General features: G+C 33.6%; 20 protein-coding genes. 11 read left to right on the top strand and 9 right to left on the bottom strand.

Annotated elements, in window-relative coordinates; translation table 11 throughout:
- Nucleotides 1–2 precede the first annotated feature (2 nt).
- The 4 genes from OQ292_RS11885 to OQ292_RS11900 form a co-directional block, all read right to left on the bottom strand.
- On the bottom strand, nt 3–1,376 hold the full coding sequence (locus OQ292_RS11885; RefSeq protein ID WP_284682352.1) for an N-acetylmuramoyl-L-alanine amidase family protein: 1,374 nt from the start codon (nt 1,374–1,376) through the stop codon (nt 3–5).
- Between the two features lie 63 nt (nt 1,377–1,439).
- A complete protein-coding gene (gene recO, locus OQ292_RS11890; protein WP_284682353.1) occupies nt 1,440–2,120 on the bottom strand; it encodes a DNA repair protein RecO in 681 nt (226 codons plus the stop codon).
- 70 nt (nt 2,121–2,190) lie between these two features.
- Complete coding sequence (locus OQ292_RS11895; RefSeq protein ID WP_284682354.1) at nt 2,191–3,789, bottom strand: alpha/beta hydrolase; 1,599 nt, start codon at nt 3,787–3,789, stop codon at nt 2,191–2,193.
- Between the two features lie 138 nt (nt 3,790–3,927).
- Entirely contained in the window at nt 3,928–5,268 is a 1,341-nt protein-coding gene (locus OQ292_RS11900) for a dihydrolipoamide acetyltransferase family protein (protein WP_284682355.1), read from the bottom strand.
- A 344-nt stretch (nt 5,269–5,612) separates the two neighbouring features.
- On the opposite strand from OQ292_RS11900, the gene OQ292_RS11905 reads away from it, so the two are divergent.
- Nucleotides 5,613–6,239, top strand: a complete 627-nt coding sequence (locus OQ292_RS11905; RefSeq protein ID WP_284682356.1) for an RNA polymerase sigma factor — start codon at nt 5,613–5,615, stop codon at nt 6,237–6,239.
- Nucleotides 6,220–7,905: a hypothetical protein gene (locus OQ292_RS11910; protein WP_284682357.1), complete on the top strand. Its 1,686-nt coding sequence runs from the start codon at nt 6,220–6,222 to the stop codon at nt 7,903–7,905. Before OQ292_RS11905 ends, OQ292_RS11910 begins: the two co-directional genes overlap by 20 nt.
- Nucleotides 7,906–7,960: 55 nt before the next feature.
- Here OQ292_RS11910 and OQ292_RS11915 read toward each other — a convergent pair whose 3' ends face one another.
- Nucleotides 7,961–9,040, bottom strand: a complete 1,080-nt coding sequence (locus OQ292_RS11915) for a glycoside hydrolase family 73 protein (RefSeq protein WP_284682358.1) — start codon at nt 9,038–9,040, stop codon at nt 7,961–7,963.
- A gap of 77 nt (nt 9,041–9,117) precedes the next feature.
- Nucleotides 9,118–10,164 carry a glucosaminidase domain-containing protein gene (locus OQ292_RS11920; RefSeq protein WP_284682359.1) on the bottom strand — a complete coding sequence of 349 codons (1,047 nt, stop codon included), beginning with the start codon at nt 10,162–10,164 and terminating at the stop codon, nt 9,118–9,120.
- Between the two features lie 332 nt (nt 10,165–10,496).
- Between OQ292_RS11920 and OQ292_RS11925 the strand changes: the two genes are divergently transcribed.
- From OQ292_RS11925 to OQ292_RS11960, 8 genes are all read left to right on the top strand, one after another.
- A complete protein-coding gene (locus OQ292_RS11925; RefSeq protein WP_284682360.1) occupies nt 10,497–10,799 on the top strand; it encodes a hypothetical protein in 303 nt (100 codons plus the stop codon).
- A 21-nt stretch (nt 10,800–10,820) separates the two neighbouring features.
- Nucleotides 10,821–11,102: a cell division protein ZapA gene (locus tag OQ292_RS11930; RefSeq protein WP_284682361.1), complete on the top strand. Its 282-nt coding sequence runs from the start codon at nt 10,821–10,823 to the stop codon at nt 11,100–11,102.
- 118 nt (nt 11,103–11,220) lie between these two features.
- A complete protein-coding gene (gene rny / locus OQ292_RS11935) occupies nt 11,221–12,810 on the top strand; it encodes a ribonuclease Y (RefSeq protein ID WP_284682362.1) in 1,590 nt (529 codons plus the stop codon).
- 113 nt (nt 12,811–12,923) lie between these two features.
- A complete protein-coding gene (locus tag OQ292_RS11940) occupies nt 12,924–13,118 on the top strand; it encodes a hypothetical protein (protein ID WP_284682363.1) in 195 nt (64 codons plus the stop codon).
- A 223-nt stretch (nt 13,119–13,341) separates the two neighbouring features.
- Nucleotides 13,342–14,817, top strand: coding sequence for an SGNH/GDSL hydrolase family protein (locus OQ292_RS11945; protein ID WP_284682364.1), 1,476 nt, complete (start codon nt 13,342–13,344; stop codon nt 14,815–14,817).
- A gap of 105 nt (nt 14,818–14,922) precedes the next feature.
- On the top strand, nt 14,923–16,200 hold the full coding sequence (locus OQ292_RS11950) for a GDSL-type esterase/lipase family protein (protein WP_284682365.1): 1,278 nt from the start codon (nt 14,923–14,925) through the stop codon (nt 16,198–16,200).
- A gap of 329 nt (nt 16,201–16,529) precedes the next feature.
- A complete protein-coding gene (locus OQ292_RS11955; protein WP_284682366.1) occupies nt 16,530–19,001 on the top strand; it encodes a LysM peptidoglycan-binding domain-containing protein in 2,472 nt (823 codons plus the stop codon).
- A gap of 70 nt (nt 19,002–19,071) precedes the next feature.
- The gene (locus OQ292_RS11960) at nt 19,072–19,446 is read left to right on the top strand and encodes an Hpt domain-containing protein (RefSeq protein ID WP_284682367.1); all 375 of its coding nucleotides are present in this window, start codon (nt 19,072–19,074) and stop codon (nt 19,444–19,446) included.
- Here OQ292_RS11960 and OQ292_RS11965 read toward each other — a convergent pair.
- The 3 genes from OQ292_RS11965 to OQ292_RS11975 form a co-directional block, all read right to left on the bottom strand.
- Complete coding sequence (locus OQ292_RS11965; RefSeq protein WP_284682368.1) at nt 19,432–20,244, bottom strand: hypothetical protein; 813 nt, start codon at nt 20,242–20,244, stop codon at nt 19,432–19,434. The two genes, OQ292_RS11960 and OQ292_RS11965, sit on opposite strands and share 15 nt — an antisense overlap.
- On the bottom strand, nt 20,244–21,623 hold the full coding sequence (locus tag OQ292_RS11970) for an MATE family efflux transporter (RefSeq protein ID WP_284682369.1): 1,380 nt from the start codon (nt 21,621–21,623) through the stop codon (nt 20,244–20,246). The genes OQ292_RS11965 and OQ292_RS11970 overlap by 1 nt, the downstream gene beginning before the upstream one ends.
- Before the next feature lie 101 nt (nt 21,624–21,724).
- A complete protein-coding gene (locus tag OQ292_RS11975; protein WP_284682370.1) occupies nt 21,725–23,068 on the bottom strand; it encodes a tetratricopeptide repeat protein in 1,344 nt (447 codons plus the stop codon).
- Between the two features lie 477 nt (nt 23,069–23,545).
- On the opposite strand from OQ292_RS11975, the gene OQ292_RS11980 reads away from it, so the two are divergent.
- Nucleotides 23,546–24,613: an efflux RND transporter periplasmic adaptor subunit gene (locus OQ292_RS11980; protein ID WP_284682371.1), complete on the top strand. Its 1,068-nt coding sequence runs from the start codon at nt 23,546–23,548 to the stop codon at nt 24,611–24,613.
- Nucleotides 24,614–24,649 lie beyond the last annotated feature (36 nt).

Below are 24,649 nucleotides of genomic sequence, written 5' to 3' on the forward strand. Positions count from 1 at the left end.
TATTAAACAGGCCTTTTAAAGTATTTGATTATACCATTAAAATAAGCATCGGCTACTTCTTTTATTCTGCTCTTATTAGCATTTGACAATTGCTGGAATTCTTTGTCATTATCTTGGCAAAGCGGTTCGCCATAGCAAACAGGCGCATGAATCATTCTGGTAAGAGCGAGGTTTCTTGCAAATACGCCGGGAGTGCCTGTAAACACTGAAACCCTTTTAATATAGCCCATTTCTGAATATGGGCTAATGGCTGGTACTTTTAAGGTGTTTGTAAACTCTTCTGCAACAAAGCTGGAAAGCTTCATAGAAGCTACAACATCATTTGTAACTAGTAATCTTAATAGTTGAATTCTTTCTTCTACCTTGCCTAATTCGTTAGCGAGAAATGCACCTGGCATAAAAACCATAGAGTAATTTTGTGCTGTTGAGGTCATTAGGTTTTGCTCTCTGTCTCTTTGCCAGTAATTTTCTTCATCTACATTATAATGCATTACTATGCACAAATCTGGATGGAAGCCATTTATCTTTCTTGCCCTTTCTTTTATTTCTAATCCTTTAAAAAAATCATGGAATATTTCTTTCTTATCCGCTTTGGTTTTTAGGAAGGTATATTGTTTTTGATCGATGTTATCTGCTTCTAATTCTATTTTTAAAGCAGTTTCAAAGTCGTTTTGTAGCCATTCATCGTAAGTTGAGTTAAAAGCACTTACACCTTTTTTATCTCTGGATAACATTACTTTTGCCCCCAAAGCAATCAACTTTTTAGCTAGTATCTGTGCCGTTTCTAGGGCAATGTTTCCTTCGTTAAACTCACTTACTGTTTTGCCTTTATCTTTACTAATGCGTACATATTTTCCTTCTAAAATTGCCATTTCCATATCTCCACCTATGTGGCCGGGATCTAGGGCGATTTTTATTCCTGATAAAGGTAAACTTCCATCTATGTGTTGGTAATCATTTTCTGAGAAGTAACCATTATAATGTTCGAGATCGATGCGAGAAGTATCTTTTTGAGAGTAAATCGCTTTTAAGGTTTCAATATCAGCTGCTTTAAAAAGTCTATTAAATACAGCAAACTCTTCGTAATAAATCTTGCACTCCGCTTTGTTTAGGGTTTTGTCTTCTGGGCTGGCATAAATATTCAATCCTTCATTATCAAAAGAATAATACTCATGTACTTCTGGAGATTTTGCGATTAGACGTGCCAGTTCAGCTTCAGAAATACCAGCTGAAAAAGTAGGGTTACTCTTATCAGATTGTTCTGAACTGGGAGCTATTGCACCAATTTTTTCCAGTTGAGAATTAATTGAAAAGTAAAAAAGTACAGTAATAAATAAGCCCGCTAAAAAATACTTTGTAGTATCGATTACCTTCATCAGATTCTAAAAGTTACTACAAGTTTACGTAAACATCGATAGTAAATTGAGTAAATCTAGTAATTAATGTAATTCTTTAATGATGTTGAGAGATTTTATTTCGCCGAATCCTTCGATATGAAATTGGTAAAATTTAGTAATATATTCAAGCATGGCTGTTCTAAAACTTCCGCTTGTTTCTATAAATTGATCGTACTGAGAATAAAATAATTTTTCTAGCACTTTAAAAAAAGCTTCATCTTTAATGTCTGATGCTCCCGGATAATTACCCAACTCAGAAGGTTTATGAGGAGCAAAGCCAAGAAAATTTGTGAGCTTGATAAGAAATTGAATGTGAAAGTTTTCGAAATCGTTTTGCAACTGATCAAAAAACATAAAACTCGATCTTAGAAAGTTAAACAAGTCTTCGTTGCTTTCTTCTTCTTTTACGGCTTTAGTTAAAACCTCAGTAATAAAAATCGCCATTAAGTTTTTCTTATGATCAAAAGGGATGTGTTGGTAAGGAATTTCAATTTTAACTTCAGAAATTCTATTAATATCCCTGTTTTCTCTGTTGTAGATTACTAATTCTAGCAAAGACAAAGGCTGGTAATAGGCAATTTTGTTAGCTTTTGCCTTACTACTTCTCACTCCATTTACTATATAAGTTTTTAGTCCGAATTTCTCGGTATAAATCTTAACAATAATGGAGCTTTCTCTAAATTTTACAAAGTTGAGAACTATGCCTTTGGTTTTGAATATCATACAACAAAACTACTTTCTAATATTTGGTGAAAGTAAAAGCGTTTAAGAAAAATTTAAACTATCAGAAGATTTATTCTGAACCAATCAAACCAAATTTTTCGGCAATCCATTCATTTATTTCATTAAATACACCTTCCGGATAACCTTTAATTTCTGTTAGCTGAAAGTCTCCTCTGTTTCCGGCAATGTACATAAAGTGGTTTGCTTTAGGGTAGATTTTGTGTTGGTGTTCCTCTCCCGAAAGTATTTTGCTTAGTTCTGCAAGATTTTCTTCTGGATTTGTGAGTTGGTCTTGGCCACCATAACTCATAAAAGTTGGGATGTTTATTTTGCTCAGCGGCTCTAAAGGTGAAAAATGATAATTTTTTCTCCACCAATTAATCCATTCTTTTTTATCGAATGATGTTACATAATCGCTCCAAGCTTCTTTTGCCATTTCATCAGATGCATTTTGGAATTGAACAGAATCAATTTTTCCACCTAGGTAGGCAAACATTGTTTTTTGATATTCTAAAGCAGCATTTATATCACTTTCAGCAAAGCCATCGCTTTCCATTCGCATGGCACAGGCATGGAGTTCCTGTTCTTGCATACCGAGAATAGGTGTGGAGATACCTACAATAAATTGGATGTCTTTATTTTCATTTGCAATAATAGGCATAAGGTAACCCGCCTGATCAATACCCATTAAACCAATTTTGTTTTTATCTATTTCTGTATATTCAGTAGCGGCTTTTATTAGAGCTTCTACATCTTTGCCCAGTGTTTCAAAATCTGCACTTTGTAAATCTCCTTCAGATTCACCACAACCTCTTTTGTCGTAAATAAGGGTAGCAATGCCGTAATAAGGTAATAAGGCAGCAAAATCTTCTAGTGTGTAGTTGCTTCTACTTTGGTTGCCAGCTCCATGTACGATTACAACTAAAGGAAACGGGCCTTCACTTGCTGGTAGGTTTAGATTTGCTTTTAAGCTAATGTCATCATTTTGTGCAGAGAACTCAATTATTTTATCCAGATCGGCCAAACGTTTGCCTTCTATCGTTTTTCCATCTGAAGTAAATTGTACTTTTAATGTATCACCACTTCCTTTTTCAAAAGAAACAGCAAAGTCTGTTGGATAGGGGCTGAGCATTCTTTCGCCAGCAATATAACTGTTGTTGCCTTGAGGAAAAGCAATTCTTTTTTTGCCTGTTTTAAAATCTGTTACACTAAGAGGTGTAAGAGAAAAATCTAATGCGTAAGGTGTAAATTGAATGATGTGTTCTGCTCCTAATTGATAGAAACCAGAGAATTGACTTACAATCTCAGGACCTTCTGGTTGGATGTTTACAAAGTTGCAGTCAAATATATTATCACCACTTTTTAATTTTCCTTTAATAATGTTTTGCTCAAGCTTACCTTCAAACTCACCTCTAAACTCAGGTTGATTTACTTCAAATTTTATTTGATTTCCATCAATAGAATAGTTGCTTGCTTGGTGTAGTTCAATTCCAGAATAAAACATTTTTACTAATAAACTGGAGTCATTATATAGGTATAGTAGCTCTGGAAAAGGTTTGGTTTCTGCCGTACCGATCCAACTTCCTTTAAATGGATTATCAGTTTTTGTACAAGATATTAATAATAAAATCAGCAGTGTAGGAAAGAAGTATCTTTTAAAAAAAGACATAAATTATTAAAAAATAGTTGAAAAAATTTCAGTAACCCCTGTTACAATTTACTTTGTAATTTAGAAAAAAAACCGTTGTTATACTTTTCGTAAACAACGGTTATATGCTATTTAACAGGCTTTTTACAGCGTGTAGTATTATACTTGTTGATCTGTATCGAAATTTTCTAGGTAATCTGCCACTTTTCTTACAAACATTCCTCCCAATGAGCCATCTACCACACGGTGATCGTAAGAGTGAGATAAGAACATCATATTTCTAATACCAATAAAATCTCCCTTATCAGTTTCTATTACAGCAGGTTTTTTCTTAATCGCACCAATTGCCATAATTGCTACCTGAGGTTGAACAATTATTGGCGTTCCCATTACATTACCAAAAGTACCAACATTAGAAATGGTATACGTGCCACCTGTTAGTTCGTCTGGTTTAAGTTGGTTGGTTCTTGCTCTTTCTGCCAGGTCATTTACTTTAAGAGCAAGACCAGTCAAGTTGTAATAGTCTGCATTACGAATTACTGGAACAATTAAGTTACCACTTGGCAATGCTACTGCCATTCCGATGTTAATTTCTTTCTTTACAATAATTTTACTACCATCTACAGAGATATTCACTAAAGGATATTCTTTTAGTGCTTTTACAATGGCTTGTATAAATATTGGCGTATAAGTAAGCGAAGAACCCTCTCTTTTCTTGAACTCGTTTTTATGTTTGTCTCTCCATTTTACTAGATCGGTAACATCAGCTTCAACAAATGAAGTAACGTGTGGTGAAATACGTTTTGATTCAACCATGCGGTCGGCAATCATTTTACGCATTCTATCCATCTCAATAATTTCTTGATGGCCATTTAATGACTGAGACTGGGCCTGACCTCCCGAAAAAGAATTTGTAATATTAGTTGCTTCAATCGGGCTGGTAATGTTTGCAGCTTTTGCTGCTACAGTTTTTTTAGAAGCAACAGTTGCATCTGTTCTAGTGTCCAGATAAGAAAGAATATCCTTTTTGGTTAACCTGTTATCTTTACCAGTACCTTTTATTTTCTCTAATTCAGTTGCTGTTATTTTTTCAGTTTTTGCAATGTTCATTACTAATGGAGAGTAAAAGCCATTGTTAGCACTTTCACCATTTTGATAATTACTTATTGCTTCTACCTGAGCTTCACTGTTAGCTACAACTAATTCTTGTTCTTCTGGCTCGTCTTCATGCTCGTTATGCGATTCACCATTAAATGTTTCGGTAGTTTCGATAATAGCTATTGGCTTATCTACTTCTACAACATCACCTTCATTAGCCAATATTTGCTTTAACACACCACTAAAGGGTGCAGGCACATCTGTATCTACTTTATCTGTAGCAACTTCAAGAACTGACTCGTCTTGTTCAATACTATCGCCAACTTGTTTTAGCCATTTTAATATAGTCCCCTCCATTACGCTTTCTCCCATTTTTGGCATTACCATCTCTAACTGGCTCATACTGTCTAAATTTTATGTGTTTGTATGCAAATTTAATAGTTAAGAAGACAAATAGGAATGTCTTTTTTTAATCTCTTTAAAAGATTCTTTGTATTTTCTATTTACATAGGGGCACAAAATAGCAGATTATTTTGAGATTATTGCAGCAGCAACAGTAAAACTCTCGTACTGGCTCAAAGCATTATCCTCTGTGTCAGATTAAAAAAATGGATTAGTGTCAAATTGATTTTTATAAATTAATATGATTGTTGATGATAACATTGTTCTGTCCAGATAGCTTGCATTCAAAATATTATTTTATAGCAGAGGGGAATTGATGTACTTTATATTTAAATTCGACTATATTGGATGCATTAATATTAAAGCGTGATTGGGAAATAGAATTTAACTCGGAATTAAACTTGCAGCACGGGCTCACAGATAAAGAACTGGCAATGCTAAAAGGTTGCATAAAGAATAAGGCAACTGCACAGGAGAAGTTATACAAACACTTTTATGGCTATGCTATGTCAATTGCTTTGAGATACACCGGCACACATGACGAATCGAGAGAGGTTTTAAACGAGAGTTTCTTTAAAGTTTTTACAAGGCTCGATAAGTACGACTTTAGTAAATCTTTTAAAGGTTGGATGAGAAGAATTGTTATCAATACAGCAATTGATTATTACAGAACAAATAAAAAATACATTAACAGTGCTGAAATTACGTCTGCTGAAGAAAAAGAATATGACTTTGATATTGTCGAAAGACTAACTGCTGAGGAAATAATGTCACTGCTGCAAGAATTACCCTCGCATTATCAAATGGTATTTAACCTTTATGAAATAGAAGGGTATTCGCATAAAGAAATAGGGGAAATGCTCGAAATTCCAGAAGGCACGTCTCGTTCTAACCTGACTCGTGCCAAGCAGAAGTTAAGAGAAATGGTGAAACAACTATACGATAGAAATTATGCAAGAACAGTTCGATAAGCGGCTTGCAGATAAGATAAGAAAGGAGATGGCGAGTTATGAGCCACCTTTCGATTCGGGGAACTGGGCTGACATGAAGTCTAGGTTAAATGGCAATACAAGTGCCTTTGGTTATAAAAGATACTTAGTGGCATTGTTGTTATTTTTAACTGTAGGAGCTGTTGGATATGTATCTGTTGAATATTTTGATGTTTTAGGAATTAATAAATCAGATGTACAAGCATATAACAGTGATGATAGTGCGTCTGTATTAACAGATAAACAAACAACCGACAGTAATGATCAGCAAAACGAATTTCAGGGAAATAGCAATGACCTAGAAATATCTGCAAAAAGTAAAGAAGAAGCTAGTAACAAAAGCTCACAAAAAGTTAATTCGAAAGAGGATAAGAACACAACTGGCAATACCAATAATTCAGTTGCATCAATACCTGATGTTGAAAAAGAAAATGGAATTAACGATTTAAGTTCTGATGCCAATCAGCAACTTGCTATTCAAGAAAGTAGCTCAAAAACTGATTTACAGAGTAATAGTAATGATGAATTAGATATTCCTGCAAAAGCTAATGAGGAAATTAGTAACAAAGGTATTAAAAAAGTTAATTCGGAGAGCGGAAGAAAAGCAACTGACAATACTAATAATTCAATTGCATCTAAAGCTGATGTTGAGAAAGAAAATGGAATTAACGAATTAAGTTCTGATGCTAATCAGCAAATGGTAATTCAAGGAATCAACTCAAGTACTGATTCAGAAACTGAAATAGTTGAGGAAGCTTTAAATGCTGATGAGCAAAGTGTTGATGCTGTTCTTAGTTCAGAAAGTAATCTAATTACATCAAATTCAATAACAAAGGAAGTTTCAGAAACGGAGATTAAGAATGTTAACTTAAATTTATTAGGGTTAAAGTTGGCAGATACTGAAAATCAATTTGATTTAATACCTGCACCTAAAACAGAGAAAGTGCTATTAAAAAATGATGTGTCTTTTAGTATTGTAGCAAGTGGGTTTGCTAATAATAATAATCGTGTAGATGGATATAAAAAGGTAGGGTATGGATTAGGAGCATTAGTAAATGTTTTACCTCAGAGAAGATTTACTTTCTCTACTGGTATAATTATTAAAAAACTTAACTCTAAGTCTTTCCCAGATCAGTCAAATTATGAGTCTACAGAAGAACTGGCTAATAGTTATTATGATGCCAGACCTTCTTTTAGTGCATCTTCTTTGGCAGATGTAGCAGCGAGTACCGACGAAAAAACTGAATTAGTTACTGTAGAGGCAGAATTAATTGCTTTAGAAATTCCATTAAATACCACATTTAATATTTTTTCTGGCAATGGTAAGCGCTATTTTGTGAGCGCTGGTGTATCATCTTATTTTTATTTATCAGAGAATTATGATTTTGAGATAGAAAAGTTTGAGTTGCCTTTAGAATCTAATTTAAGAAAGTTAAGCTTGGTTGAAGAACATACAAGTTATAGCGCTTTACAACATTTCGATCTTTTTAGTACTGTAATGATTTCGGCAGGTATAGAAAAACGAATTGGTTTTAAAAGCTCTTTAACTTTTGAGCCTTATGTGCAACTGCCTATAAGAAAAATGGGTAGCGAAAGAGTTCCTGTATATTCAACTGGTTTAATGTTAAAGTATAATTTTGGTAATTGATATTAAATAGAATTTTAAGGAGTATTTGGTTAGTGGCTTGGCTTTCTGTTATTCTTTAATAATCTAATAGGTCTAGGTGATATCTTCTTATAATACCTTTAAGTAATTTGCCATATAGCGGAGAAGTAGCATAACCAACTCCACCGTATTTTGTAGAGCCAATTTTATCTGCCCAAGCTTGGTAGTTTTTGCCTCCAACAAATAAAGGATGATACCTTTCATTTTCGCTTAGGAATTTTGAGTGATCTCTAAAAGATTCCCATGCATTGTTGTAAACCACAAAGTGATCTTTAATTCTGCACTGCCAAAAGTACTTACCGTTTTTATATACCTTCTTTTTAGAAATTACTTTAGACTTGTTTCTTTTTAACTCTTGGTCTGTGTAGTATTCTGTAGTTACAGATAGAGGCGCATTTTTAGATTTGTTCTTTACTTTAGATTTTATTCCAAAAAAATTGTTGTGAATAATTCTGCTTCCATATCCGGTTTCTAATGCAGACTGAGCCAGTGTAATAGAAGCTGGTACATGGTATTTAACTTGTTCCATTAGAGCGGTTTCTAATTTGTATAAATCTGTAGGATCAGTAAAATATTTGTATACATGCTTTTCTACCTTGCTATTATCCAGAATAATTCGAATAAAGAGATTTGAGATTTGCTTATTTAAATCACCAAGAGTCGCATTATCCATATCTTCTAATCGCCACTGCTTTGCGTTTTTCTTAAATCTGTAAATCAATTTTTCGCGCTCCTTTATAAATCTGGCTCTCTTAGATTCTTCGTGCGAGGTTTGTTGAAAGAGTTCATTTTCTACTGCTTCAAGCTCTTCATCAAAAAGAAAGTCTGGATCTTCTGGTAATACAGGTACATCGTCAAAATCTTCGTAATTAAGAATCTCTTGCGAGTTTCCCTGTACGAGTGTATATACATTCTTAACTTGTTGTGGCCTTTCTCCAAAGAAAAGTAAGAAAAAAGGAACGAGGCAAACTAGTGCAATTAATACATTACTGTGAAAGATAAATATGGAATTTCCTCCATTGTATTCACCGTAAAATGAACTGCCTTTTATTCCAAAAAAAACTGGTTTATTGCGATAAGAAATTAATGGTAACTTAAATCTGATTTCAGGTTTCATTTCAGAAGACATTACTGGTAAAAAATTGACATAAGGTGTGTTAGTTTGAAAAATAAGTGAGTGCTACTTGTAGTAAATCAATGATCCAGTAAATCAAGATTGTACTTTTCTATCACTGTAATAAGTTCATTTCCGTAATCTGGGTTTGTGCTATAGCCCAAACCTCCATGAAAAGGCGAGCCTAGTTTTTTAGCCCATTCCTTATAGTTATTACCAAGTGTAAAAAGAGGAGCAAACCTGTTGGTCTTTGTTAAGTATGTTGAGTGATCTCTAAAAGATGCCCAAGGTGAATAGTACTTTTTAAATGTTTGTTTGATTTTACAAGCAAATAAATCTGGCTTTTTATATTTAGTTGGTTCGTAAGAAATAATGAATTCTTTATACTTTAAAATCTGCTCTTGGGTGAGATATTCTGTAACAGTTCTTTGATTTTCTTTGCTATCGTTGTCTCGAATACTAAAGTAATTGTTGTCTGTTACCTGTTTGCCATAATTTGTAGCAATTACAGCTTGAGCCATTTTAATAGAAGCAGGTATGTGGTATTTTGCCTGTTCCATTAAGGCTGTTTCTATTTTATAAATTTCATCTGTGTTTTTAAAAAATGCTACAACCTCGTCATCAAACTGATTAAGATTTTCGCTTATAAATAGTTCACTTATTTCTTTATTCATTTTTAGCAAAGCTTCTACAGGAAGTTGCTCTGCTCTATTAGCTTCAAAAGTGGTTTTGTATCTGTAAATAAGCTGGTGTTTTTGCTCCATAAAAGAAGACCTCAACTCTTCATTAGAAAGATTTGCTTTCTCAGGTTTTTGCTCAGTGATGTTATTAACTTGATCAAATTCTGAGTAAGGAAAGTCAATATCGTGCACTTCACCTGCTTCGTCAGTAAAAATGCCATCTTTTTGAACAAGATTATAAACTCTTGTAATTTGTTCTGGTTTACTTTTAATAAAGTAAATTAGCGCCATAAATAAGAATAATGTAGCAGTAAGCAACCATTTGTTAAAAGTATAGTAGATAATACCTGTTTGGGTTTCCCAAACAAAATGATCGAGCCCTAACCTTACTCTTACAGGTAGGCCATGGTGCTTCACAATTGGTAAAGTTACTTTTATCTCTTTCATTGTTAAGTTAATTATTTAGTACTCTGATAATGGTGATAGTAATCTAATCCTGTAGCTCGGATTTAATTGGAGTTCAATATTAAATATTTAATGTTCAAAATAAAAACATTGATGCTAATAAAATTAGCAATTAGTTAAAAAAGTGCCAATTGTGCTATTTTTTGTTATAAAAAATACCTTTTTGAGCTTAATAAATGGGTAGTGTTTTGTAAAGAGATAGATGTGATATTAAACTTGTATTTTGGAATAGCGATAAGAGCTAAATGAATAAAATTTTATAATTTGCTGTTAACAGATAATATTTCATTAATACTCAACAATTATTAACTGGTATGGATTATTCACAAACCGAGAAAAAACTTGAACTACTTTCTGCTAATGTAGAGACGCTTTTGTACCAGTACAAAGAATTGAAAAGTGCCTATGAAAATACTGTTATTGAAAATAAAAAACTTAAATCTTTACTTGAAGAGCAAAATGAGAAGTTAAATGATTTTCAATATAAAGCAAAAATTAGTAAGATTGTACAATACTTAGCAGTAGAAGACTTAAGTGCTGAAGAACTCAGGACTAAAATTGATGAATATATAAAGGAAATAGATAACTGCTTGGCTTACCTGAGCAGGGAAGTATAGTAAGTAATCTATCCATAATTTATGAAAGAATTTTTCATAAAAATAAAAATAGCTGACAGAACTTATTCTCTCAAGATAAAGCCTGAGGATGAAGAGATCCTTAGGCAAGCAGCAAAAGCAATAGAAAATAAACTTAAACTAAGACAGGAACAAATGCGAATTAATGACAAGCAGGATTTATTAGCTATGGTCGCTTTTGATGCTGAAGTTGAGAAGTTAAAAGAACAGAAAGCAAATGAGCATATTAATAAATCAATTGATACTATTAATAATCAATTGAATAATATGTTAGATGAGTTTTAGTTCTAAAGGCTTGCTTTATCCATAAATCATTCCTCAATAACATCTCCTCTACGAGCTGAGTTATCAGTTTTATTATTTTTTTATCAGTTAAAATTTATGACAAGTTAATCTTCTGGAGATGACAGAGACAACTATAATAGTAGCCATTTTGGCGCTAATAGTAGGAATTCTTATTGGTAGATTCCTACTTAGGAAGGTACTTAAACAGTACGAGGTAGAGGCTAAGAAAAAAGCAGATATTATATTAAAAGAGGCTGAAATTAAGGCAGAAGGCATTAAAAAAGACAAAATGCTCGAAGCTAAAGAGAAAGAAATGAAGATTCAGAATGAACTGAATAAGAAGAAAAATCAGCTTCTCACAAATGAAGGTAAACTGCGAAACATTGAAGCCAAATTAAAGCAAACAGAAAAAAAGCAGAAAGAGAGAGAGTCTACGCTTTCTAAACAACAAGAAATGCTCAAAAACAAAGAAACTGAGCTAGAGAGAAGAAGAGAGGACATTAAAAAGCAAGTAGATGTGCTAGATAAAAGAATGCTTGAGGCTGAGGAAATGCGCAAAGAGCAAATTGATAAGCTCGAAAAAATATCAAACCTTAAAGTAGACGAGGCGCGTGAGCAGCTTATGGAAGCTTTACGAGATGAGGCAAGAGCGAAAGCTTCTGTACATGTGAAAAACATTTTAGAAGAAGCTAAACTTAGCGCGGCAAAAGAGGCGAAAAAAGTAATTCTTACTACTGTACAACGTACAGCTGCTGAACATGCAATAGAAAACTGTGTGTCTGTTTTTAACCTCGAAAGTGATGAAGTAAAAGGTAAAATCATTGGTAGAGAAGGTAGAAACATTAGAGCATTAGAAGCGTCTACAGGTGTAGAAATTATTGTTGATGATACTCCTGAGGCCATTATTATCTCAGGCTTCGATCCTGTAAGAAGAGAGATTGCAAGGCTAGCTTTACAAAGACTTGTGGCTGATGGCCGTATTCACCCTGCAAGAATCGAAGAAGTGGTTTCCAAGACCAGAAAGAGCATGAATGAGGAGATTATGGAATTGGGTGAGCGTACTGCAATAGATTTGGGAATTCACGGTTTACACCCTGCTTTAGTGAAGTTAGTAGGTAGAATGAGGTTCCGTTCTTCTTATGGACAAAACTTATTGCAGCACTCTCGTGAAGTAGCGAATTTGGCAGCTACTATGGCAGCCGAATTAGGGCTTAATGCTAAGCAAGCAAAAAGGGCTGGATTACTTCATGATATTGGTAAGGTTCCCGAAGAGGAATCTGAATTGCCTCACGCAATTTTAGGTATGCAATGGGCAGAAAAATACGGAGAACACCCAGATGTTTGTAATGCTATTGGAGCTCACCACGATGAGATTGAAATGAAAAGTATGATCGCTCCGATCGTTCAAGCATGCGATGCAATCTCTGGTTCTAGACCAGGAGCACGTAGGGAAATGATGGAATCTTACATAAAAAGGCTCGAAGAATTGGAAGCTTTGGCATTATCTTTCAAGGGGGTGAACAAGTGTTATGCGATGCAAGCAGGTAGAGAACTAAGGGTGATGGTAGATGCCGAAAACGTTAGTGACGAAGAGGCAAGCCAGCTTTCGTTCGAAATTTCATCTAAAATTGAGAAGGATATGCAGTACCCCGGACAGATAAAAGTTACTGTAATTCGTGAAATGAGAGCAGTAAACTATGCAAGGTAAGATTTTCGTGTCTTTTTAATTAACAATTATTAGGAACTTTAAGTCATCTATTTCTATTTTTGAGATAGATGACTTTTTCTTATTATCAATTGTAATTTTTTAACTAATACGACATGATTTATTATCTTTTGATTTTGGGGGTTACTGGTTTTGTTGCAGCAACTTGTATGTTTTTAATATTCAAAAAAAGTGCTGTTCCAAATCCTGAGGAGTTAGATAGCTACCTAAAAGCGGCGGCTTCTGGTAAAATTTCTAGTAAAGAGCTTGAAGGATTTCAGGTATACTTAAATAAAAGAGCTGCATCTTAAATTAATAGCTCAAATTTTTATACAGTTTTAACCCCACTTTTTAAATGGGGTAAACTTTTTATTTTACTCATACTTACCGCAATGGTTTAATAACACTAAACCTGTTTTTCTGTTTCTTTTAAAAATATTCTTATTCTTAGATTATCTCCTCATTAATCTCAGAGAGTTTTTTTACTTTTGGCAGTTATACTTTTCAATCAACTGCTGAAACTTTTTTGATTACATGGTAAATCCATCAAGAATTTTATTAATACTTTTCTATGTAGGGCTCATGTCAGGGTTGGTAATGTTACTTTCTCCTGAAAAACTGAAGTTATCAGAAAATACAGACCTCAAAGTTTTTACCTGGAATGATGCTTTCGGGCAACCAAAACCTCAGGTAGATATATCTAACATTATCGCTCTTGAAGAATCTGTTGTTGATGAAGAACAAGATGATTCTCAAGAAGAACATAGTGTTAAAAAAGTTAGCAGTAAACCTGTTAACTATAAAGAAGATGTATCAGAAAAGCTGAGAGACTTTAAAGTGCCTATCCAATTTGCTGAGGGTGATCAAAAAGCCTTAGATCATTTCTTTAATTCATTAAGAGAGCTTTCTGGTAAAAATGAATTAATTAGAATTGTCCATTATGGAGATTCTCAGTTAGAGGGCGATCGTATCAGTAATTATTTGAGAAACCGATTTCAAAAAAGATTTGGTGGTTGTGGTATTGGTTTAGCACCTCTCACACTTGTAAATGATATAAGTTCGACTTTCTGGCAAACAGCTAGTGAAAATTGGGTGAGGTATTCTACATACGGAGTGGATAGGAAACAGCCTACACATAAAAATTACGGTATTTTAGGGCATTATTTTTCATTATATGATTACGAGACTAAACCAACAGGTCCCTTTACTGGATGGTCTCAATTTACCCGAAATTCAAAAACCTATAAAAGGTTTAATGCAGTAGAACAAATTACACTTCTTTATAGAAATAAAAGATCACCTCTTCATTTAAACCTCACTTTAAATGGAGTAAAAGTGGCAAACGAAGACTTGCCAGTTACAAATGATTTAGCTACTAGGAAATTTAAGTTGGATGGCAATTTTCAAAAAGCATTATTTGAGTTTAAAAGCGATGGTGCTCCCGATTTATATGGTGTTGCATTTGATTGCCAAAGAGGTATTGCATTAGATAATGTTGGAATGAGAGGTAGCTCAGGAATTGAGTTTACTCAAATAAATAGAAGTTTCTACAGAGAGCAGTTTAAAAAATTAAATGTAAAGTTTTTAATTATTCAGTATGGGGTAAATGTAATACCTAATGTGAGAGATGATTATAACTTCTATAAGTATTCATTATCTAAGCAATTAAAATATTTAAAATCACTTGATCCAGATTTGGATATACTAGTGGTTGGTGTTTCTGATATGTCTCGAAAAGAGGGTACGGCATATGAAAGTTATCCAAATGTAAGGTTGGTGAGAGATGCCCAAAAAGCGGCTGCATTTGAAGCTGGCTGTGCATTCTGGGATTTATATGAGGCAATGGGTGGCGAAAACGCGATGATAAGTTGGGTGAATGCTGAACCTCCAATGGGACACACCGATTATACACACTTTACACCAAGGGGAGCGAAACTGGTTGCAGAAATGCTTTATTCTGAATTAATGCGTTCTTATGAAGATTATAAGAATCGCACTATTGTTCAATAATTTTTCCGATTCCAGAACTATTTTTTTTACAATCTGCTTTCTTAAAAAATTATATCAGTCTTTTTTTTGAATAAAAACTGGATATCCTGTTAGAGATCAATTTTTATGGAGAATAATTTCCTATTAAAAATTATTTGTTGGCTAAATGTTATTTTCATTCTGCAATTTTCGGGTGTGCAATCTGCTTTTGCTCAAGAAAAGAAAGGTGACTGGTGGTATATGGATTATGACTTTGTCAATTACGATGATAACCAGTTATTGTATTTCCAACCAGATGCTTTAAGTAATTTCTTTACTAAGCTCAACAGGCTTGAGATAAAAAAAGATTGCCAAATTAGTGTTTTCCATATTGGAGACTCTCACATTCAGGCTGATATGTTTTCTGGTAGAGTGAGAGAGAAATTTATGGAAGATGATCGATTTCCGATGTCTGCCAGAGGTTTTGTGTTTCCCTACAGTGCTGCCAGAACCAACAACCCTTATAATTATAAAACTTTCTTCTCAAGTGGATGGACAGGCAAAAGAAGCGTAAGAAGTAAAGACATAAGCCGATGGGGAATTAGTGGAATAACTATAGAAACATATACTCCAGGCTCTACTTTTTCACTGCATCCAAATATTGATAACTTCACTTATAACATTAGAAAGGTAAAAGTCTTTTACCCAAACACAGATCCATCTTCATTTGATATTGTTCCAAAAATAAGTGCTGGAAATTCTGTTTCGGGCTATTTTGTAGGAGACGGATATGTAGAATTTACCTTTCGAAAGCCTCAAACCTCGGTAGAATTTGTAATTTCTAAAAACAGAGACAGCCAAAGTAAGTTTGTATTACAAGGAGTAACACTTGAAAACACAGATCCGGGAATAGTTTACAGTGCTTCTGGAGTAAACTCTGCTGATGTAAGCAGTTATTTTCGTTGTCAGGATTTTGAGAAGCAGGCTGCAATACTGTCACCTGATCTAGTAATAATATCTTTAGGAACCAACGATGCCTATATGTATGCTTTTAATCAGCAACAGTTTAAAACAAATATGCGCATTTTGGTAAATAAAATAAGACAAGTTTCTCCTCATACTAATTTTATACTTACCACACCAGCAGATAATTACAGGAGAAGGCGCTATCCTAATAAGAATAATGAAAAAGCCAGACAGGCAATTTTTGAGGTAGCCAGAGAAATAGGCTTGGCAGTTTGGGATTTATACCATGTAATGGGTGGCTTCGAGTCTATGAATAAATGGTATAGCAACAGCTTGTCTCAAAGAGATAAATTGCATTTTACTGGTAAAGGTTATTCTTTGCAAGGTGAATTGTTATATCAGGCAATTAATAATAGCTATCTGCAATACCAGCAATACCTTTCTCAAGGTGGTAAATAAGATTTACTGAAACTTGGTTGGCTTATTCTCTCTTATCATCAATAAAAAACAGTAGATACTTCTTTCTGAATCAGATTATTTTTATTTTTCCATAAATTCTGATTATTGGATAATTATTTTAGATAAATCTTTCAATACAGGAATTAGCAAAATTTTTGAGAGTATATTCTCATATTTCAAAAATTATTTTTTAATCTCAGTACTTTTTGCAGCTGGTTCTCATTATTTAAATAATACAATTTCTTTTTGAACCTAACTAAGAAAGTACTTTTAGCTCAATTTCATTGGAAGCGAGTTAAGCATATTTCTCTGAAAATATTTTTTTATTTATGATACATGTTGTCCAGCCTGGAGAAACTTTATATAGCATCGGCAAAAAATATAACCTCAGTACTACTGAACTTCTCGATTTAAATAATATGAATGCTTATGATACCTTAAGCATTGGACAAAGTTTAATTGTTTCAGAAGGCACAACGAGTAGTGCGAGTACAAGTAGTTTAAATCCGGGTTTAGGGCAATATTATGCAGTGAGGAGAGGTGATTCTCTATATTCTATTGCAAAAAAATATAATACTACTCCGCAGCAACTTTTATTATTAAATGGGTTAAATGCTAACCAGTCAATATATATTGGGCAGCAATTAAAAGTAAAAGCTGATTCTAAACTTAGCGGGAGTACAACTACTACAGTACCGACAGTGAGTAGTATTACAGGTAATATTCAATATTATACTGTAAAAACGGGAGACTCTCTTTATGCCATTGCACAAAAGTTTGATACATCTGCCGATGCAATTCAACAGCAAAATGGATTGAGTGCTTCAACGAGTATTTATCCTGGGCAACGGTTGGTAATTCCAAGTGGTGGTACTCAAACTACCACTACACAAACAGAGCAGTCAGATTATTACACAGTTCAAAAAGGTGACACGCTTTATGCGATAGCGCAGAAGTATAATACGACTCCTCAGTATATTTTACAATTAAATAACCTGAGTACTCAAAGTCGCTTATACATTGGGCAAGAATTAAAAATAAGAGAGACTACGACTACTAAAGTAACAGAAGCTGCGCCTACTGTAAATACACAGACTGAACTTAGTAGTGATGTTTATACAGTACAGCGAGGCGATTCTTTATATGCGATAGCGCAAAAATATGGAACCACACCACAAAAGATTTTGGAGTTAAATGATCTAGCAGCCAATGCAACTATATATGTAGGGCAGATGCTTAGGGTAAAAGCGCCTTCAAGTCAAGCTCCTGCAAACAATTCTAATTTTCAGAGCTATACTGTGCAATCGGGAGATTGGTTGGCAAAAATTGCTGATCGCTTCGGTATTACTCCAGAAGAAATAGTACGATTAAATAATATATCTGGTGGAGCATTGTATGTGGGACAACAATTGTTGATTCCTGCTAAGAAAACAACTTCTGTCCCATCTTATCAAAGTAGCAAAGCTACCAGTATTGAAAAAGCCAGAAGTATATTCCAGTTACAAGAAGTAAATGGGATTGACATTTTTGGTACTGGTTTACAATCTTCAGTAGGGAAAGTTTATAATAATCTTCCCGCTGACCTTGAAAAAGTTCAAAACAGACTTATTCAGTTAGGCCTGTTAACTCCAAATCACGGGGAATCGCCTAATGTTTTAAAATCAAGATTAGGCAGTTCGCCAATAGGGCAGGGGAGTATTCCTAAAACTGTTTCTGCATTGGTAAGTTTCCAGTCTAAGTACAATGTGAGCTACTGGACAAAAAATGACAAGCATGTACAAATGTTGGGCACAAGCTCTTATACTAGTGGAGTAGTTGCACCCAACGATGTTACTTATAAAGTTTTAAGAGAGTATACAGATTATACTTTGGTAGTTCCTCATCCTACACTACAAGGGCAATATATTACTTCTCAGTTTAACAACTTTGTAAGAAGTAGTTATAATGAATACTACAATGGAATCGGTTTTAGAGGCAATTCTATGCCTGATATTCCGGTGTCTGTTTTCGAAAGTTTAGGTCTTGATGAAAATATGGCTTTGGGATTAAAATATGTTTCTCATCACGAAGGGAACTTCGATGCTATAAATACATACGATAAAGCGAATTTCTCTTGGGGATTCATTCAGTTTGCAGGTAAAGGTGGAAATACTAATGGGTCGCTTTCTGCGGTAATTGCCACCATGAAAAACAACCAACCGCAATTATTCGCCGAGTTTTTCGAGAAAGTGGGAATCGATGTAGATATCATTACAAGAAATGGCGAAATTCATGATGGTAACCTAAAAGTATATGACCTACATGCTGTAACTGGTAAGCACGAAACAGAAGGATTAGATGCAGAAATAGCCTTAAAGTCAGACAAGCAATTATATGGTGCTTTTATTAGAGCAGCATATCACCCTCAATTATATACAGCACAGTTAGAAAGAGCGGTAATTGGTTATGTAAGACCAGCTTTAAGTATTACTACAGACATTAGTACTGGTGGCTTAAATTTGAGTGGTATTGCTCTTAATAGAATTATTAGTTCTCCTATGGGAAGTGCCCTAATGGTAGACTTAACAGTTAACCAGTGGATTAATAAAACTAGGGAAGTGTTTAAATCTGCAATTGAGAAAGTGGCGGCAAGAAGAGGGGTAAATACTGCATCGGGACTACAACAGCTAGATGAGCGTGAAGTTTTACAGCAAATTATTGCAGATGCAGGTTCAGATGTTAGAATTAAAACGCGTACAACCAGTATTCTTAACAGTACACTTAGTCCACAAAAGCCAGGTTTTGTAGCTCCACTTGTTTAATTTTGTTAACCTGTAGTTTGTTTTTATATTCCTATAAGGGCTTTGGCAGTTATCTTGTAAACTCTTATGCATGGAAGCAACAGATACAGTCTTTACTACCGGAATTATCGACAAGCAAGTATATAGTAGATTAATCGTTTTTGATGACCCCATTTTTTTGCAAGAAATAACTCATGTTTTTACCAATCAAAGTATAGTTTATCTTGAGCAACTCGATCAGGCATTTGGTAAGAAAGATTTTTTAGAAATTAGAAAAATTTTACATAACCTGCAAAGTAGTTGTGGTACAGTAGGAGCATCAAAAATGGTTGCTTCAATATTAAAAATAAGGGCTTTGGCAAAAGCAGAAGAAGTGAAAAATATGGCGGTTTTTATTAAGCAGTTGAAAAGCAATTATAACGAAACTACTGAAGCCCTAAATCATTTGGTGTCAGTATTGAAATAGGTCTGTTGCATTATAAAAGTAAATGCTCCCTTCAGAAAAAATCAATAGTTTATTATTAGAAGAATTGTAAAGCAAGTGCTCAACTGGCTTTTGCATTGATACAGTTTTTTTTGTTTTGAGTGTGTTAGTATCAATTTGTTTAATTTCATTTTTAGTTGCCATCCAGATTAAATTATCCGAAACATATTCTGCAATACAGTCTACTGGTTTTTCGAAATTGTTAATTTCGTTTCCAGTTTGATCTAAAAAATGAATAGATTGATTTGTAGAAACAACTAAATAATGATGGACTTCTTTTATGTAATTTGGGTATTCTGTTTTGCTAAGATGCTGTTTGATAGAAAAGTTTAAAATCTTTTGGTGCTGAAGTAGAGAATACCTATATACTTCATTAATGCCTTCTTCTAAAAGCCATAAATCTCCATTTCTAGAAGGTGAGGCACAGCTTATATTTTCGAATCCGAATTGGTATAGATTAATGGATGATAGTTGGGAGTAGTACCTATCTGTAAAAAGGATTTCCTGAAAATCTCGAAAAAAGAAGAAGAGTTTGAATGGATTGCTAACATCTAAATAGCTTGCTAGATTTCTGTTTTCTGGAATAAATGATCTTACAAAGTTTCCATCAGATGAGTATTCGGCAATTTCTTGGTTTGTTTTTACAATATGAATATTGCCACGACTGTCTAATGCTATTGTTTCAATGTTTTTTGCATCAATTTTCTTTACTGTTTGTGCATTAATTGAAAAGGAAATAAAGAACAAAAAGGCAGTAAGATTAAATCGAAAAAAAATCATCAGGAAACTAAATTATTAAGCCATTTACCAGAGTTTACACGGTACATCGACCATATCATTTTCACAGTTTCTTCAGCTACTAGCATACTTAAAACCATAATAAGTGGCCATTCCAATATAAATGCGGTAATAAATGCAAGAGGAACACCCACTCCCCACATTGTAACCAGATCAATCATAAAAATATATTTGGTATCTCCTCCACTTCTTAAAATACCAAACATGGTAGTCATATTAAAAAGTTTTAAAAACATCATACAGCCTAATAAAAGAATAATCTGTCTGCTAAGTGCCAATGCTTCATCAGAAATATTATCAAAAAATAACACTGCCAAAGGGTAGCAGGAGATGAGTAGAATTCCTGCTGCAATACCACCCAATGGAATTAGCAACATAAACAATTTTGCAGTTTTAAATGCTTCTTCAGGTTTTTCTGCACCAAGTTGGTTTCCTAAAATAATAGTGCATGCAGCACCAAATCCCACAAAAAATTGAATAAAAATTCCTTCTAGAGGTTCGAGCATACTCATTGCGGCAAGCTCATTAGCTCCTATGTATCCATATATGATATAATAAGCAAAAACTCCCATAGACCAAGAAAGCTCACTCATAACTATTGGAGATGCAGTCTTAAGCAGTAATTTAATTTTCTTTTTTACAAAGCTTTCTTTAAAGTAATAAAGGTGGTTGACTATGAGTGGATATTTTTTATAATGGATGATTAAAAGAAGAATAGCCAACTCTAAACATTTTGAAAGTACAGTAGCTATTGCTGCACCTTTAACCCCCATAGCAGAAAATCCGAAATGCCCGAATATTAATAAGTAGTTTAAAAAGGTATTTAAAATGATTCCTATCAGGCCAGCAATCATAGGTAAAATAGAATGATGAATACTTCTCAACATTGCTCCATAAACCAGTACTATACCTGTAAGCATATGGAATAGGCAAGAAGTTTTGATGTATATTTCTCCCTCGGCGATAATTGCTGGATTGTCTGACAACAAATGCATTACTTCTTCTGAGTAGAAAAAAGCTATACCTATTAGGGGAATGGTAAATAAAAGAGAAACAGTTAGGGTAATTAATAGTACAGATATGTATTGAGTCTTGTCTTTTTTTCCAAAATATTGTGCGGCTAATATTCCTGCACCACTTGCCAAGCCACCCAATATATGTATGCTTACAAAGAAAGATTTACTTACCAAACCAACTGCAGCGAGTTGGATTGTGCCTAATTGGCCCACCATAGCAACATCAACCAGACTAAATGAGGCTGTAAGCATTTGTTGGAGGGAGATGGGTAATGCTAAATGTATGAGCTTTTTAAGAAATGCTTTATCTACTTTGCTACTTATCTGTTTTAAATTTGTAATCATTTAAGAATAAAAAATGCCTGCAAAAGAAATCAATTTTTGCAGGCATAAAAAACAGTATGTAATGTATAATGAGATTAAAAACAGCAAATTATTTTAAAATGCTATTCAGCAGCTTGATTATCAGCAGTATCAATATGCATTAATTCGTATTCGTACTGTGCTACTGTACCAAAAGGTCCTTTAATTGATTTTGCAAAAGCTTCTTTTGCCTTATCAAAATCATTTTGAGTGCGGAACATAACACCTGCAGCAAAATTATATTTCACCATCTCTAAAGGAGTAATGTTTGCATCAAGTATAAGTTTTTCAAGAATAACTAGCCCATCAGCAGTTTTGTCAGTTTTATGTAAAGCCATACTTTTCATCAATAGAATATTTCTGGCATTTAAAGCTTTTGAAAGGCATTCATCTGCTACTTTAATAGACTCTTCGTATTTCTTAGAACTCAAAAGAAGTTCTATTACTGTCTCGTAAAGTTTTACTGCTTTCTTAGAATCTTCTTCACCTTCAATGGCTTTTTTGTAATAATCTATGGCTTTTTGAGGATGAGTTTCAGCTTTAATTGCTATTTCAGCAAGTAACTGATTAGTTGAAGGATGTTCTTCATCTATCTTTAATGCCTCTTTAAGCATTTCATCTGCTTTGCTCAAATCATAAATTTGAGAGTAGCAAGAACCGAGGTTGTAGAAATAGTCAGGAGTAAGTTTTGCAATTAAAGCTTTAAACGGACCAAAGTCTGCTTTTAAGAAAGCCTGCTCTTTTTTCTCGTAATTTTTTAAATAGTGGTAAGCGTAACCAAGCTCATAATAAAACTTAGCATATACTTTAGGGTCTTCTGATGAAATAGTACTTGTAGCAGATTCCATGCTTTTCTTAGCATCTTCGTAATTGCCTAAAGCATTATTTACCTGTGCAGAATAGTAAAGTGTTTCAAGGTCTGTTTTATCAAGTGCTAAAGATTTATCTGTATATTCTTTCGCTTTTTCAAATTGCTTTTTCTTGATATAATAACCTGCTACTTTAAGTAAAGTAATTTGTTTTTCTTTTACATTTTCCTCAGCTTCTGCTAATCTCTCTAAAGATTCAATTACTTTGTCACTATTCTCAGCTTGACTGTACATTTTAACAAGCAGGTTATAAGCTTGTGTGTTCTTTTTATCTAATTCAACAGTTCTTTCAATCACCTCAATGGCTTTTACCATATTCTTTTGTGCATAATAGGTAAGTCCTTTTGCATAATGAACTCTTGAAATAGTATCACTAATTGCCAGTGCATAATCATATTCGAGTAAAGCTTTATCATATTGTCTGGCTTTTCTCATCATTTCACCTTTTTTATAAAACTCTTCGATTGCATCAGCCTTTGTTGCTTGATGTTCTTCTTGAGCATATAGGTGAATAACCTGACATAGTAATAACATTAAAAGAAATAAATAAGATTTCATGGTAAAGTTTTTACTGAGTATATAGACTGTTAATGGTTGTAAACTTTGAAAAGGTTTATGTAATAATGTTGGAAGGCTATTTTTATGATGTAATCGAGCCTTTTTTTATCTACTTTAATTTTAAAAAGATGGAAAAAGTGAAGAGCTAATAAATTTAGTAAGTATATAATCGAAAAATTACTTGCCGATTTATAAGTAAGAATACTTGTAGGAAGTACACTTTTAATATTTTATTATAAAAAGATGTGCGTGTTAGTAGGGTAAAAGCTGCTGTTTATACAGGGAAATATGATTTATTATTACAGTTAAAACGATTAAGAAGTTGTTTAGCAGCCTAATAACAACATTAGGGTGGTAAAAAACGCCTCTTGGCGAATACATAAATTCATCAGCATAAATTAGCACCTCTAATGTTTAAATTTGTATTGGAGCATATTGTGAAAATGCAATTGCAAAATTCATTATAATACTTGGTTGATGAAATTAAATACTAAAACAATCTCTATTGGTCTAATTGTAATTATTGTTGCAACATTGGTAATTGCCAAGATGGATTTTTCTCAGGCTGAAGACGGTCAATCTGTAACCACTTCTGGCAAAGAAAATAAAGGCATATTTGTAAGAGCGATGGAGATAAGTAAAGAAACAATTGAAGAAAGACTTGTTTCTAAGGGTTCAATTATTCCTAATGAGGAAGTAATGATAACCAGTGAATCTTCTGGAAAAGTAACATCTATTTCTTTTAACGAAGGTGATATTGTTAAAAAAGGACAGCTACTAGTTACGCTTGATGACAGAGAACTTGTTTCAGAATTAGAGAAGTATAAGCACGAACGTGATTTTTTAGAAAAAAAATCTGAGAGAGAGAAAAAACTGAATGAAAGAGGAGGGATAAGCGATGAGCAATATGAAGAAACTATTAGAGATTTACAAACCACTATTTCAGAAATTGATCTGATAAATACGCAAATCGACAAGAAAAAAATAAGAGCTCCATTTTCTGGTAAAATCGGTTTAAGATATATAAGTGAAGGTAGTTACATTACTCCTTCTGATGTAATTGCAGGTTTAGTTGATGCGAGTACTATTAAGATTGATTTTACTTTGCCAGAGAAATACATGGCAAAAATTAAAACAGGTACAGATATTCACTTTAGTGTAGATGGTACTGACGAAGATTTTTCAGGTAAAATATATGCTATTGAGCCTAAAATTGATGTATCTACCAGAACGATATCTTTAAGAGCAAAAGCGCAAAATACAAATGGGAGAATCCTTCCGGGTGCATTTGCCAATATTACAATTATACTTAATCGCATAGAAAATACTTTGTGTGTTCCTACCGAAGCTATAATTCCTGAGATGAATACCAAAAGAGTATTCTTGTCTAGAAACGGAAAGGCAGAATCTGTAGAAGTAGAAACTGGTTTACGCTTACCTGAAAAAATTCAGATTGTAAATGGATTAAATGAAGGTGACTCTGTAGTAATTTCTGGTATTTTACAAATCAGAAATGGCTCAAGTTTAAATGTATTACCAGAGTAAAAAGTCCCTACTATTTTTTTTCTGAATAGCCTTAAA

Origin of the sequence: Chondrinema litorale (assembly GCF_026250525.1) — a bacterium.
GTDB lineage: Bacteria > Bacteroidota > Bacteroidia > Cytophagales > Flammeovirgaceae > Chondrinema > Chondrinema litorale.